Source organism: Ruegeria profundi (assembly GCF_001507545.1).
GTDB lineage: Bacteria > Pseudomonadota > Alphaproteobacteria > Rhodobacterales > Rhodobacteraceae > Ruegeria > Ruegeria profundi.
This window is the reverse complement of sequence record NZ_LQBP01000004.1, coordinates 204,189-217,843: the sequence shown is the minus strand read 5'-3', so window position 1 is coordinate 217,843 and position 13,655 is coordinate 204,189. Positions and strand designations below refer to the sequence as shown.

The window sequence follows — 13,655 nt, the reverse complement described above, 5'->3', positions numbered from 1 at the left end:
AAAGAAAAGGAAATCGCCATGACCGATACCAAAGACTGGCAAGCCCTAGCCGAGAAAGAGCTGCGCGGGCGTCCGTTGGAAGATCTGACCAAGGAAACCTTGGAAGGCATCGATGTCAAACCGCTCTATACGCAAGAAGATACCGCCAATTTGCCGCATATGGGGTCTTTGCCGGGGTTTGGTCCGTTTACACGCGGGGTAAAGGCCACGATGTATGCCGGGCGCCCTTGGACAATCCGGCAGTATGCAGGCTTCTCGACCGCCGAGGAATCCAACGCGTTCTATCGCCGAAATCTGGCGGCGGGCCAACAGGGCGTTTCCGTCGCTTTCGACCTGGCGACGCACCGAGGATACGACAGCGATCATCCGCGCGTGGTTGGTGACGTCGGCAAGGCCGGTGTGGCCATCGACAGTGTCGAGGATATGAAAATCCTGTTTGACGGCATTCCGCTGGACAAGGTCTCGGTCTCGATGACGATGAACGGCGCGGTGATCCCGATTCTTGCAAACTTCATCGTTGCAGGAGAGGAGCAGGGCCACGACAAATCCGTCCTGTCCGGAACCATTCAGAACGACATTCTGAAAGAGTTCATGGTGCGCAACACCTACATCTACCCGCCCGAGCCGTCGATGCGGATCATCTCGGATATCATCGAATACACGTCGAACGAGATGCCGAAATTCAACTCGATCTCAATTTCCGGCTATCACATGCAAGAGGCTGGGGCGAACCTCGTGCAGGAACTGGCTTATACGCTGGCGGATGGGCGTGAATATGTTCGCGCCGCGACACAGGCCGGGATGGACGTTGACAAGTTCGCGGGCCGTCTGTCGTTCTTCTTTGCCATTGGCATGAATTTTTTCATGGAGATCGCAAAACTGCGTGCCGCCCGCACGCTGTGGCACCGGGTGATGACAGATTTTGGTGCGAAGTCTGAACGGTCAAAGATGCTGCGCACGCACTGCCAGACGTCTGGTGTGTCGTTGCAGGAACAAGACCCCTATAACAACGTGATCCGCACGGCCTATGAGGCGATGAGCGCGGTTCTGGGCGGCACCCAGTCGCTCCACACCAATGCGCTGGATGAGGCGATCGCGCTGCCCACCGATTTCTCCGCCCGCATCGCGCGAAACACGCAATTGGTGCTGCAGGAGGAAACCGGTGTGACCGATGTGGTCGATCCGCTTGCCGGCTCTTATTATATCGAAAGCCTGACGAATGAGCTGGTCGAAAAAGCCTGGGCTCTGATGGAAGAGGTCGAAGAGATGGGCGGGATGACCAAGGCCGTTGCCTCGGGCATGCCAAAGCTGCGGATCGAGGAAAGCGCCGCCCGCCGTCAGGCCATGATCGACCGGGGCGAAGAAGTCATCGTAGGCGTCAACAAATACCGCAAGGAACAGGAAGACCCGATCGATATTCTGGATGTCGACAATGTCGCCGTGCGTGAAGCCCAGGTCGCGCGACTGGAACGCATCCGCGCCACCCGCGACGACGCCGCGTGCCAACAGGCGTTGGACAATCTGACCACTACCGCCCGCGAGGGTGGAAACCTGCTGGCCGCCGCCGTTGAGGCCGCCCGCGCCCGTGCATCCGTAGGAGAGATCAGCATGGCAATGGAAAAAGAATTCGGTCGTCACCGCGCCGAAGTAAAAACACTGGCTGGCGTTTACGGCGCTGCCTATGAGGGCGATGAAGGCTTTGCTGCGATTCAGAAATCCATCGAAGACTTCGCCGAGGCCGAAGGTCGCCGCCCCCGTTTGCTGGTTGTCAAAATGGGGCAGGACGGTCACGACCGCGGTGCCAAAGTGATCGCCACAGCCTTTGCGGATATCGGGTTCGACGTGGACGTTGGCCCGCTGTTCCAGACCCCTGCCGAGGCAGCGCAGGATGCTGTGGACAATGACGTGCATGTTGTCGGAATTTCCTCTCAGGCCGCTGGCCACAAGACGCTGGCGCCGCAACTGGTTGAGGAACTGAAGAAAGCCGGTGCCGAGGATATCATTGTCATTTGCGGCGGTGTGATCCCGCAGCAGGACTACCAGTTCCTCTATGATCACGGTGTAAAGGCGATCTTTGGCCCAGGTACGAACATCCCCAGTGCAGCACAAGATATACTGCGGCTCATCAGAGAAGCCAAAGCTTAAGATCAGCCGGATTTTTCTCTGAAAAATCTTGTGATCTCTGCAAGTGGTGGGTACATGCGACCAGATCCATACGGGTCTGGTCGTTTTTGATGGAGGTCGCACGTGTTGCTGGATCATTTGGCCGTTGCGGGTGAGACACTGGAACAGGCAGCCGCTTATGTCGAACACGCCTTGGGGGTGCCGCTTCAGGGTGGCGGCAAACATGAAACTTTTGGCACGCATAACCGTCTGCTGGGGTTGCGCGATGGATTGTACCTTGAGGCGATTGCAATCGACCCCAATGCGCCCCAGCCACAGCCTACTCGGTGGTTTGACCTTGACCGGTTTTCTGGCTCAGCCCGGCTGACAAACTGGATTTGTCGGGTCTCGGACATTGATGCGGCATTGTCCATCTTGCCCGATGATGCAGGAAAGCCGGTCGAGCTGGCCCGAGGCGCGCTAAGGTGGCAAATGGCGGTGCCCCCCAATGGGCGGTTGCCTTTCGATAACCTGTTTCCGGCACTGATCCGATGGCATGGTGATCTTCACCCGGCCAAAATGCTTGAAGACAGCGGCTGCCGCCTAAAGCGACTGGTGGTTTTCCACCCCGACGCTCTGGATCTGGCGCGCTTGATCGGAGATTTGGAAACCGTGGTGTTTGACACCGGTCCAGCCGCGTTGCGTGCTGAATTTGAAACGCCTCATGGTCCGCGTGTCCTGGAATGAACATCCGTCAAGCCCAGATCGGGGATGCAACTGCAATCGCGGAAATCACCAACACGATCATTCGCGAAACGCTGGTGACATTCACCACTGACGAGCGTGAGGTTGATGCCGTAGCCAAGGATATCCAAGCACGCGGTCCCGCCTTTCTGGTGGCGGAAGAAAACGCACAGGTTCTGGGGTTTGCGACCTATGGCGCATTTCGAAACGGGCCGGGATATGCGGAATGCCGCGAGCATAGCATTCAACTGGCGCCAGAGGCGCGTGGGCAGGGGATCGGGCGCGCCTTGCTGTCCGCGCTTGAGGATGCTGCGCGGCAACAGGGCATACACGTTCTGGTCGCAGGAATTTCATCGGCCAATGCGGGTGCGGTCGCGTTTCACGCCGCGCTTGGGTACAGGCAAGTTGGCCATATGCCCGAGGTGGGCCTTAAGTGGGGAAAACGTTTGGATCTTTTGTTGATGCAGAAAATTCTCGCCTCAGGGTGATCGGTGGCACCTGACAGTGGTGAACAAGAGCGATAGGGTGCATTTATGTCGATCTGGACTCGTATATCCGACGCGCTGAGCGCGCTTTCCCAAGGTGAAAGCCTGACGGCAGTATTTGAAAAACTGCGCGCTCCGCCCGAACGCTCGGTCGCGTTTGCGATTGCGGTAATTGCGTTGGGTGCAAAAATGGCCAAGGCTGACGGGCAGGTGACACGGGATGAGGTTACCGCGTTCCGGGAAGTCTTCCAGATTGCGCGCAAGGACGAAGCCAACGCGGCCCGCGTCTTTGATATGGCCCGAACCGATGTCGCCGGATATCAGGATTACGCCCGAAAAATCGCCCGCATGTTCGAAGATGATGCGACCACGCTTTGCGATCTGATGGAGGGGCTTTTTCACATCGCCATGGCAGATGGGTTCTATCATCCGAACGAGAATGAGTTTCTGGAGCAAGTCAGCCGGATTTTCGGCCAGACTGAGGCTCAGTTCCTGGCTCTGCGCACACGATTTGTTCCTGACGCGCCGAGTGATCCGTACACAGTTCTGGGTGTGCCGCGCGACATGCCACTGCCAGATATCCGCAAGGTCTGGCGGCAGTTGGTGCGTGAAACCCATCCTGATGCGATGATGGCGCGCGGGGTGCCTGAAGAAGCCATTCGACTTGCCGAAAAGAAGATGATCGACATAAATCGCGCGTGGGACGAAATCAACGGCGCGCAGGCCTGACAGGGATGCGGTTCGCGACCTATAATATCGAATGGTTCGCCAACTTGTTTGACCGAAACGACAACCTGATCGTCAATGACAGCTGGTCGGGTCGTCTCAACATAACCAAGGCACAGCAAGTTGAGGCCATCGCCAAGGTTCTGACAGCGGTTGACGCAGATGCATTTATGATCGTCGAAGCCCCAAACACCGGTAGAACACAGGATACCATCCGAGCCTTGCTGAACTTTGCCGAGGCATTTGACCTGCGCACCTCGCATGCGGCGATGGGATTTGCAAACGAAACCCATCAGGAGCTAGCCCTGCTGTACGACCCCGATGTGATGACCGTAAGGCATGATCCGATTGCAGGCGACGACACGGCCCCCCGGTTTGACGATGTGTTTCGAATTGACCTGGATATCGACGCGACCGAGGACAGAGTTTTATTCTCTAAACCTCCGATGGAGCTGGCGGTTAAGACACGATCCGGGGTGCACCTACGCCTGATTGGTGCGCATCTGAAATCCAAAGCGCCGCACGGGGCCGAGACGCGGGATGAGGCAATCCGAATCTCGATCGCAAACCGCCGCAAACAACTTGCGCAGGCAGTGTGGTTATCGCGCCGGATTTCACAACATATCGCTGTCGGAGAACACGTTATCCTGCTGGGTGATCTGAATGACGGGCCGGGGTTGGATGAGTTCGAAAACCTTTTTGGTCGATCCTCGGTCGAAATTCTGTTGCAGACTGGCTTGTTCGATCCTCACGCCGGACAGGTGAATCCAATACCATCAACGGCCCGTTTTGACCTTGATAATGGGCAGCATCTTGAGGCTTTACTGGACTACATCATGGTCAGCGAAGACCTGCGTGCGCGGCGACCGGTCTGGCGCATTTGGCACCCGTTCAAAGATGAAAAATGTCGCGCCATGACCGACTTGCACCAGGCGTTGCTGACCGCATCTGACCATTTTCCCGTCTCACTGGATATTGAGCTGTAGCCTTTCATCAACGGACAGCAGCCCCTATACTTGTGCCTATGAGACGTCTTGTTCCTATCTGTGCGCTTTCGGTTGCGCTGGCGCTGCCCTCCCACGCCGAAGAGGACACCGGCAAGTCCCTGATGGAGCAGGGGGCCGAGCTGTTTTTTGAAGGGTTGCGTAAGGAAATGGAGCCTGCTCTGGAAGATTTACAGGGTCTCGTTGGCAAGTTCGGACCGGCCATGCAGTCCTTCTTTCAAGAGATGGGACCAGCGCTTGCCGAACTGGCGGATGAGATCGAGGATTGGAGCGCCTACGAAGCGCCCGAGATGCTGCCAAACGGCGATATCATCATTCGCAAGAAACGCATTCCGGACGAACCCGAAGTGCCCGAGGAAAGCCAGGAAGAAGCTGACGGGGCGACAGAGATTTAGCCCTTATCCCCTGACGATCACGCGGGTTTCGGATTTCAGGGCCGAAGCCAATGAGTTCAGCCGCGACTCCGCCACCTCGGTGAACAAAGGGGATCCTGCTTTGGGCAGCCTCAGTTCAAGCTGGCGCTTTTTGGGGAAATACCGCAGGGTGCCCATCGTCGCGTCGCTTTGCATCCATAGCATGGCACCGAAACGCATGGCCTTGCCGAGAATCTCAGCTTGTTTCTGGTCCTGCTCGCCCAGCAGTTTGTACAATGGGGCAAAGCGGTTGCCCTCACGTTTGTTGCGGTACCGGTGTTGCAGGGCCAGCCCGATAAAAATCCGCTCAGAGTGCTTTAGCCCGCCCAGATTGGCGCGGGTGACATAATCGAAACAGACCTCGGCCCGATAGTCGGGATGCGCGCGCCAGCTTACATCATGCAGCAGACAAGCCGCCTTGATCAGGCGCACGCGCGTTTCAGGCGCTGATTTGAACAGGGGCATGACGAAATCGTAAAGGTGCTTGCCGAAACCGGGCAGGCGCGCGTCCTTGGCCTCGGAGAACCGGCTGGCCTCGATCAGTGGATCGCGATCACGCAGGTTTTGCGGCATTTGCTCGTACAGCAACCCCTCGCGTATGCCATAGCTTGAAATCGCGATATCCTTGGGTTTGAACGTGCGGATCAACCGCGCGAGCACATCCATTGCATAAGGTATCAAGGCCATACGAGACCCCGAGACACCAGCCAAGCTGCGCAACTCGGCCGGGTCTCCTTTTTCGATGAACTTAATTGTTTCGTGCACCTGTTTGGTGGTCATGCGGTATTCATGCAGAACGTTCAGGGGATAGCCCCGCCGCAGCATGTCCAGACGTGCAAATGCCCGCCAACTGCCGCCCACAAGGAACAGACGATCCCTTTGAGGCCCCAGTTGATCCCGCAGGTCTTCCATTGCTTCTTTTATATGTGCCTTTCGCGCACGTCGTCCGCCCTTGATGTCACGCAGCTTCAGCGGGCCCAGGGCGGATGTCAGACAGTGACCGACCTCTCCGGCACCGATCTCGGCCAATTCCATGGACGAGCCGCCAATGTCGCAAACCAAACCATAGGCACCCGGCCAGCCAAGCAATACGCCTTGCGCCGACAGCCGCGCCTCTTCAGCACCATCAAGAATCTGAACGCTCAGCCCGATTTCCGATTTAACCTCTTCACAGAATTCGGCGCCGTCGCTGGCTTCGCGTACGGCTGCGGTTGCGACAACATGCAAACCGGGCAGTCCAAGATCATCCGCCAACCGCCGGAACCGACGCAGAGCTGCCATCGCACGGACGCGCCCGCGAGGGTTCAGATGACCGGTTTCCGACAGCCCGGCCCCCAGTTCGCACATCACTTTTTCATTGAAGAAATAGGCCGGAGATCGTGCCGCTCCGTCGAAGATCACCATGCGGACCGAGTTTGACCCCACATCGACCACACCGACCCGCGACAGGGCGCGGACCTCAGGATTATCGAACAACGGTTTTCCGAAAGGTCCCCAGTCCGGGATGTCGGTTGCTGCGATCTGATCCATGTTTCTTCCAGGTATTTCGGTGCCACAATGCGAAATCGCCGCGTTTTGGTCAATTGTCGGATGTGACATCCGTCACATCCGCGTTCAGGACCCGCCCCGCAAGCGCGCGCGTAATTTCTCTCTTTTCCGACAGGGCAAGGTGATCCAGCCGCGCCACGACCTCGGCCGCGGTTTCGAAACGCCGGTCCATGTGTTTGACAAGATAAGCAATCACGTCAGGTCCGGGGTTCAGTTGGCGGTCGATGAAAAGCTTGGCCAGCACCGCGCCCAAAAGCGCATCGTCGGGCGGATCAAGCGCCACGTGATGCGCGCCCTCGATCCGGCTTTGAAGATCGGGTAGCGGCAATTGCCACAGTTTCGGCACCAAACGCCCCGTCATCAACAATGCGCGCCCTTCGGCCAGTACCAGATTGTGCAGATGAAACAGGGTTTTCTGCTGTTCGATATCGTCAGCGACCATCGGCACGTCTTCAACGGCAACAGGTGTGCGGGCCAGTTCGGGAACGTCCTGATGGCGCACGTCTCGGGCCTGGATGATCCGCCCACCGGTTTCAGCGGCCCAGACATGGGCCAGATGTGTTTTACCTGCCCCGGCAGGACCGCTGAGGACCAGCTTGTTACCGGGCCATGACGTGGCCGAGATCATTGCAACAGCCAGCGCGTTGGCGGGGGAGACAAAGAAATCCTCACGGCCAAGCGCAGTTTTCGCCGGCAGATCGAAACTCAGTTGTTGGGCCATCTACTCGTCTTCCTGTTGCTGCCCTTCAATGCCGGTATACAGTCGGCTGTCCAGATAGACTGAGGTCAGGAACCGGGCCACAACCCCCAGGGCGGCCGCAACAGGCACGGCGACCAGCATGCCGACAAAACCGAACAATGCGCCGAAGACCGACAGGGCAAGCAGCAGCCAGACCGGATGCAGGCCAACCGAACTGCCAACCAGCTTGGGGGTGAGGAAATTGCCCTCGGTCACTTGGCCAAGTGCAAAGATGCCCGCGACCAACCCGATCTGAATCCAATCGCCCCAGAACTGAAACAGGGCGAGGCCGATCGCGAGCGTACCGCCGATCAACGCGCCCAGATACGGGATGAACGTCACAAGACCCGCTATAAAACCGACAATCAGGCCGAATTGCAGGCCAACGACCATCAGCGCCACAGCATAATAGGTGCCAAGTATCAGGCATACAGTCCCCATGCCGCGCACGAACGAGGCCAGAACGTCATCAATCTCGCCCGCGAGGCGCTTGATCGTGGGGGCGTGGTCACGGGGCAGCAGCTCTCCGATGCGGGCCGTCATGCGATCCCAGTCCAGCAGCATGTAGACCGTGACAACCGGGACAATGACCAACAGGAACAACACGTTGATCGCCGAACCAAGAGAGGCCACGACCGATTGCAGAACGTCCCCGGATTTTGCTTTCAAAGTCTCGCCCAAAGAGACGAGCGCTTGATGCGAGCTTGAGTTGGTGTCCAGAATTGATGGAAACTGCCTTTCGATAAACCCGCGTAGCTCTTGGAACAGGCTTGGAAGTACGTCGACCAGATCAACAAGCTGCGTGATCAGCGCGGGTACGACCATCAAAACGATCAGCAAAAAGCCCAGAACCCCAACAATGGTGATGATTCCGGTCGCCGCCATACGTGACAGACCCAAAGCCTCGATCCGGTCGGCAATTGGATCAAGGAAATATGCAATTGCACCACCGATCACGAAGGGCAGCAGAACGTCGCCAAGCGCCCAGAGCAGCAGGGCAAAAACTGCGGTTGCAACCCCCCAGTACCTGAGTTGATCTTTCACCGGCAACGCCATGGTTGTCCCCTTGTTATCGGCTCTTGCTGGCGTTCTTGGCGTATGCGGCCTTGTGATGCAAGCTGTTCATGTCCGTTGCAATACGGGTCGTCAATCGCGCAGCGTCCCAAGCTCAGGCGTTGTATCCTTCGCTGTCTCATCAGGCCAGTTTGTGCGCCATGTTTCAGCTGACCAATGGCCGCAATGCACCGGGGGACGGTCAAACCACGGCAGGGGCGTGAGCAGCGGTGCCACGATTACGTCGTGGCGGGGTACTGCAAAATAAGGGAAGGAATAGCGTTCCCGGCCAGAACGATTCACCACGCGATGCGGCGTGGATTTGAGCCGACCGCCTGACCACAGTTCCAGCATGTCGCCTATATTGACGACAAAGCCGCCCGGCGGACAGTCGGGGGTGATCCAGTCTCCGTCACGGGTTTGCACTTCCAGCCCGCCAACTGGGTCGGGGGCGATGATGGTCAGGGCGTCGGTGTCTTTGTGGGGATGGATGCCGTAGCCGTCCTCATGAGGCGCCTGAGGGGGATAGTGCAGCAGCGTCATATTTGTCATCGGATCGCGGAAAGCGTCGCGCAACTGGCGGGCGGGCAGCCCCAGACCGGTCTCTAGCGCGCCCAACAGGGTATCGGCTACAAGGTCCAGTTGCGACCAGTAGCCGAGGATGACGGACTGCGCCTCAGGCACCTGCGGCGGCCAGACATTCGGGCCATAAAGGGCGCATTCACTGCGGATCGGTGCATCATTGGCCACCTCGTAGTGCAGCTTGTACCCTTCGTATTTGTCCGCCGTGCCAGACCCATCATTCGGCGTGAAGAATCCCAACGGGATGAAACCGCGATAATTTTCGCGGGTAATCGCCTGTTCCCATTTCGCATCTTCGTCGATGTCAAAGATGGCCTGCACGCAGGTGCGCATGCGTTGGACTGTATCGGGGGATATCTCGGTTCCAGAGATCGACAGAAACCCGATATCCGCGCAGGCATCCATCACTTGCCTGACGGTCAGGTCATAGCCCGGATGTCCTTTGTCGCGCAGCGGGGTGATGTCAATCGTCGGAATGCGGCCCATCAGTGAATCCTGACACCTTGGCGGTCAAGCTCGGTATGAACTGGCGCAAGGTTCAATGCGTGAAGTTCTTGATTGCTTTTCAGCGACAAAGCGGCAGCAATACCTGCGCCCTGACCCATAACCGCACAGCACGCCATATTCCGCGTAGCGGCATGGGCCACCTTGTCAGCCCCGTGCGAACGGCCCGCGACCAACAGCCCCTTTATCCCTTTTGGTAGCATCGAACGATAGGGCACTTGCATGTAACGCCCCGTGGTCGGCAGAATTAGGATGCCGTAACCATCTATGAATTCGGGGTAAATGCCTATCGTGTCCTCGAACCGGCCCTGATGGCGGGCGTCGGCCTCGGTCATATTGTAGACCGCGTCGATCTTGCGTGTGTCCCGGATACCGATTGTCATGCCAAAGTTTCGCAGCCGGGCGTTTTCACAACCCGGCATGAAGCGGCGCAGCGCGTCGATGGCGAGCATGGCCTGCCGGCGGCCCTCGATCTCTCCGCGCGTCAGACTATCGGGGTCGGTTCCGTCAATTTCTGCGAGGTGGATGAGGTTCATATAGGTCAGCTCGCCCGTGTCGTGCATCGCGCCCCAAGTGCCTGCGATGGTGTTCAGATGCGGCGGGATCAGCCCCTGTTCGATAGCTTGCTGAAACGGTTTGTGAACGAAGGGTGAGAACATGTCGTCCTCTTTTCCGCTGGTTTCGATATTCCACTCTCCGCCACCGCCCCAATCCTTGTAGGTTTGCGGGTCGGCCTTTACGCCCTCTATAAAGGCGCGTTTGTCCACACCAGCCAGATGAAACATGACTGAAGCAGCCATCATCTCTTCGCGTGCGGTTTTGTAGGTCGGAGCACCCGCGCGATGGGCCACGTCGGTGTCTCCGGTCGCGTCGATAACCACCTTGGCCAGGATCGCCTCTCGTCCGGCCTTGGATTCGGTGATGATACCGGTGATCCGGTCACCGTCCATGATGGGCGCGACGAATTGGCGGTGCAGCATGGGATGCACACCAGCTTCTTCGACCAGCTTGTCTGCCACCAGTTTGAACCCTTCGCTGTCCAGCTCATAGCTGAGTGACTGGCTTTCCGGCACCGCTGCACCCATGTCCTTGGCGCGGTGTTCGAACTCCATGCCAATACCGCCCGCCTCAACCGTCTGTTCGTGGCGATACCAGGCAAACCCTTCGACCCCGACAACGGTGATGTTGCCGCCCATACAGCCGAACCGATCGACCAGAGACACCTCGGCCCCAGCACGCGCTGCGGCCAACGCAGCGGCCAGCCCGGCGGGTCCAGACCCAACGACCAGGACGTCGGCCTGATGGACAACGGGGATTTGACGGGCGGGTTCTTGAATGGTCTGCATAGGTGCCTCGGAAATTTACATTTTTGTCACAATTGAAGAACCTGACTGATGGGTCAATTCAAAAAGCCATCTGACCTTGGGGTCGCAAAATCACCAATGCCGATTGCCCCCGGCGGGGCTTTGCAATAAGCAGCTTTGAAGTCCAAATTCACCTTTAAAGGTTCAAAATGCGCCTCAGTCGTTACTTTCTGCCCGTTCTCAAGGAAACCCCGTCCGAGGCTCAGATCGTCAGCCACCGGCTGATGCTGCGCGCCGGGATGATCAAGCAGGCCGCCGCCGGGATTTATTCGTGGCTGCCGCTGGGCTTCAAAGTCCTGCGCAAACTGGAAAACATCGTGCACGAGGAACAGGCGCGGGCAGGGCATATTGCGATCCAGATGCCGATCCTGCAATCGGCCGACCTGTGGCGTGAATCCGGCCGCTATGACGATTACGGTCAGGAAATGCTGCGGATGCAGGACCGCCATGGCCGCGACATGCTGTATACTCCGACCGCCGAAGAGTTGGTGACCGATATCTTCCGTGGCAACGTCAGCAGCTATAAAGACCTGCCGCTGACGCTGTATCAAATCCAATGGAAATTCCGCGACGAAATCCGCCCGCGTTTCGGCGTGATGCGTGGGCGCGAGTTCTATATGAAGGACGGGTACAATTTTGACCTGACTAAAGAGGACGCGCTGCACGCGTATAACCGCCATCTGGTCAGTTACCTGCGCACGTATGAACGTATGGGTCTGCAAGCGATCCCGATGCGTGCCGACTCTGGCCCTATCGGCGGCGATGATACGCATGAATTCCTCGTGTTGGCTGACACTGGTGAGTCCGAGGTGTTCTATGACAGTGCCGTCACCGACCTGACGTTTGGTGACCGTGACATTGATTACGATAACCGCGAGCAATGTCAGGCCATCCTGGAAGAGTTCACCTCGAAATATGCGCGTACGGACGAAACCCATGACGAGGCGTTGTTCAACCAGGTCCCCGAGGAGCGTCGCCGAGTGGCACGTGGGATCGAAGTTGGCCAGATTTTCTATTTCGGCACCAAATACTCCGAGCCTCTGGGTGCGACCGTGCAAGGCCCGGACGGCAAACCGGTTCCCGTTCACATGGGTAGCCACGGCATCGGTGTTAGCCGCCTGATCGGCGCGATCATCGAAGCCAGCCATGACGACAAGGGCATCATCTGGCCTGAAGGTGTCACGCCGTTCCATTGCGGTATCGTCAACCTGAAACAAGGTGATGAAGAAGCCGACGCAGCCTGTGACAAAATCTATAACGCTCTGACCGCGCTGGGGCTTGAACCGCTCTACGATGACCGGAACGAGCGGGCAGGCGGCAAGTTCGCCACCATGGACCTGATCGGTCTGCCCTGGCGCATCACCGTTGGTCCGAGGGGGTTGAAAAACGGCGTGGTCGAGCTGACCTGCCGCCGGACCGGCGAAAGCGAAGGACTGAGCCCCGAAGCCGCCGTTACAAAAGTTGCCGAAATCTATGAGCAAATTGCCTGAACAGGATCAACGGCCGCTGATCTCGGTCGTTACGGTAACGCGAAACCTGATCGAAGCAGGGCGCGGGGAACAAATCCTCGCTGCCCTCGACAGTGTTCAGGATCAAAAGTTCCGCGACATCGAGCATGTGGTTTGGGACGGTCAATCCGACGACGGCACGCAAGACCTTTTGAAGGCCGCGATTCAAAAGATCGCGGACACTGAAAACCCCATTCCCGTGCTGTATATCTGCGAGGCAGACAAAAGCCTTTACGATGCGATGAACCAGGCGGTTCAGCGGTGCGCGGGTGAGTATATTCTTTTCCTCAATTCGGATGACTTGCTTGCGGGCGCCGACAGCCTGCTAGATGTTCAAAAAGCGCTTGAGCCGGACAAACCAGACTTTGTTTACGGTGAGACGGTTTTTTTTGATGATGAGGGCAATCGCCGCCACGCTCGCCGGCTTACGCCGAAATCCATCCTGCAACGCCTGCCATTCGGCCATAATGCGATGGTTTTGAAAAAGGCGGTTTTTCAGGAAATGGGTGGTCATGACCTGCAGTTCCGCATTGCCGCGGATTATGACATGGTTTTGCGGATGATTTTGTCTGGCCATTCCGGCCATCGGTTGCAGCGACCAATATCGCTGTTTCGGATCGGAGGAGTGTCAGCAGACACAGATGCCGCAGGTGCGGAAATGGCCGCAGTCTGGCTGAAAAACTATAGCCAGTTTTGCGATATGTCTGGATATACCGACGCACAAAGGATTGGATGGTACAGGCAGGGCCATCTGCCAGTACGGGTTTCAGCTGCTATTTTGTTGAAATCTCTGTCGCATCCGGCCATTGCCCGGGCTGCATTCTACAGCCTGACAAAGACGCTGCGCCGCAAAGCACAGTTCTGGCGTAGTTACTAGGTCTG

General features: G+C 57.7%; 13 protein-coding genes. 8 read left to right on the top strand and 5 right to left on the bottom strand.

Going from position 1 to position 13,655, the window contains the following annotated elements; translation table 11 throughout:
* Nucleotides 1–18 precede the first annotated feature (18 nt).
* From scpA to AVO44_RS09350, 6 genes are all read left to right on the top strand, one after another.
* Entirely contained in the window at nucleotides 19–2,145 is a 2,127-nt protein-coding gene (gene scpA, locus AVO44_RS09375; protein WP_068336371.1) for a methylmalonyl-CoA mutase, read from the top strand.
* 102 nt (nucleotides 2,146–2,247) lie between these two features.
* Entirely contained in the window at nucleotides 2,248–2,850 is a 603-nt protein-coding gene (locus AVO44_RS09370) for a VOC family protein (RefSeq protein ID WP_068335822.1), read from the top strand.
* Entirely contained in the window at nucleotides 2,847–3,335 is a 489-nt protein-coding gene (locus AVO44_RS09365; RefSeq protein ID WP_068335819.1) for a GNAT family N-acetyltransferase, read from the top strand. Before AVO44_RS09370 ends, AVO44_RS09365 begins: the two co-directional genes overlap by 4 nt.
* A gap of 45 nt (nucleotides 3,336–3,380) precedes the next feature.
* Entirely contained in the window at nucleotides 3,381–4,061 is a 681-nt protein-coding gene (locus tag AVO44_RS09360; protein WP_068335816.1) for a molecular chaperone DjiA, read from the top strand.
* Between the two features lie 5 nt (nucleotides 4,062–4,066).
* A complete protein-coding gene (locus AVO44_RS09355; RefSeq protein ID WP_068335813.1) occupies nucleotides 4,067–5,044 on the top strand; it encodes an endonuclease/exonuclease/phosphatase family protein in 978 nt (325 codons plus the stop codon).
* 38 nt (nucleotides 5,045–5,082) lie between these two features.
* Nucleotides 5,083–5,457, top strand: a complete 375-nt coding sequence (locus tag AVO44_RS09350; protein WP_068335810.1) for a hypothetical protein — start codon at nucleotides 5,083–5,085, stop codon at nucleotides 5,455–5,457.
* Nucleotides 5,458–5,460: 3 nt separating this feature from the next.
* Here the strand turns inward: AVO44_RS09350 and AVO44_RS09345 are convergent, their stop codons facing one another.
* The 5 genes from AVO44_RS09345 to AVO44_RS09325 form a co-directional block, all read right to left on the bottom strand.
* Nucleotides 5,461–7,005 (bottom strand): Ppx/GppA family phosphatase, encoded by a 1,545-nt coding sequence (locus tag AVO44_RS09345; RefSeq protein ID WP_068335807.1) that lies wholly within the window; start codon nucleotides 7,003–7,005, stop codon nucleotides 5,461–5,463.
* Between the two features lie 49 nt (nucleotides 7,006–7,054).
* Nucleotides 7,055–7,744 (bottom strand): P-loop NTPase family protein, encoded by a 690-nt coding sequence (locus AVO44_RS09340; RefSeq protein WP_068335804.1) that lies wholly within the window; start codon nucleotides 7,742–7,744, stop codon nucleotides 7,055–7,057.
* Complete coding sequence (locus AVO44_RS09335) at nucleotides 7,745–8,818, bottom strand: AI-2E family transporter (RefSeq protein ID WP_068335801.1); 1,074 nt, start codon at nucleotides 8,816–8,818, stop codon at nucleotides 7,745–7,747.
* Nucleotides 8,819–8,908: 90 nt separating this feature from the next.
* The gene (locus tag AVO44_RS09330; RefSeq protein WP_068335799.1) at nucleotides 8,909–9,883 is read right to left on the bottom strand and encodes an isopenicillin N synthase family dioxygenase; all 975 of its coding nucleotides are present in this window, start codon (nucleotides 9,881–9,883) and stop codon (nucleotides 8,909–8,911) included.
* Nucleotides 9,883–11,247 (bottom strand): FAD-dependent oxidoreductase, encoded by a 1,365-nt coding sequence (locus tag AVO44_RS09325; protein ID WP_068335796.1) that lies wholly within the window; start codon nucleotides 11,245–11,247, stop codon nucleotides 9,883–9,885. The genes AVO44_RS09330 and AVO44_RS09325 overlap by 1 nt, the downstream gene beginning before the upstream one ends.
* Before the next feature lie 167 nt (nucleotides 11,248–11,414).
* On the opposite strand from AVO44_RS09325, the gene proS reads away from it, so the two are divergent.
* Together proS and AVO44_RS09315 are read left to right on the top strand one after the other, a co-directional pair.
* Nucleotides 11,415–12,755: a proline--tRNA ligase gene (proS, locus tag AVO44_RS09320; RefSeq protein ID WP_068335793.1), complete on the top strand. Its 1,341-nt coding sequence runs from the start codon at nucleotides 11,415–11,417 to the stop codon at nucleotides 12,753–12,755.
* Nucleotides 12,739–13,650 carry a glycosyltransferase family 2 protein gene (locus AVO44_RS09315; RefSeq protein WP_068335790.1) on the top strand — a complete coding sequence of 304 codons (912 nt, stop codon included), beginning with the start codon at nucleotides 12,739–12,741 and terminating at the stop codon, nucleotides 13,648–13,650. The genes proS and AVO44_RS09315 overlap by 17 nt, the downstream gene beginning before the upstream one ends.
* The last annotated feature ends 5 nt before the right edge of the window (nucleotides 13,651–13,655 follow it).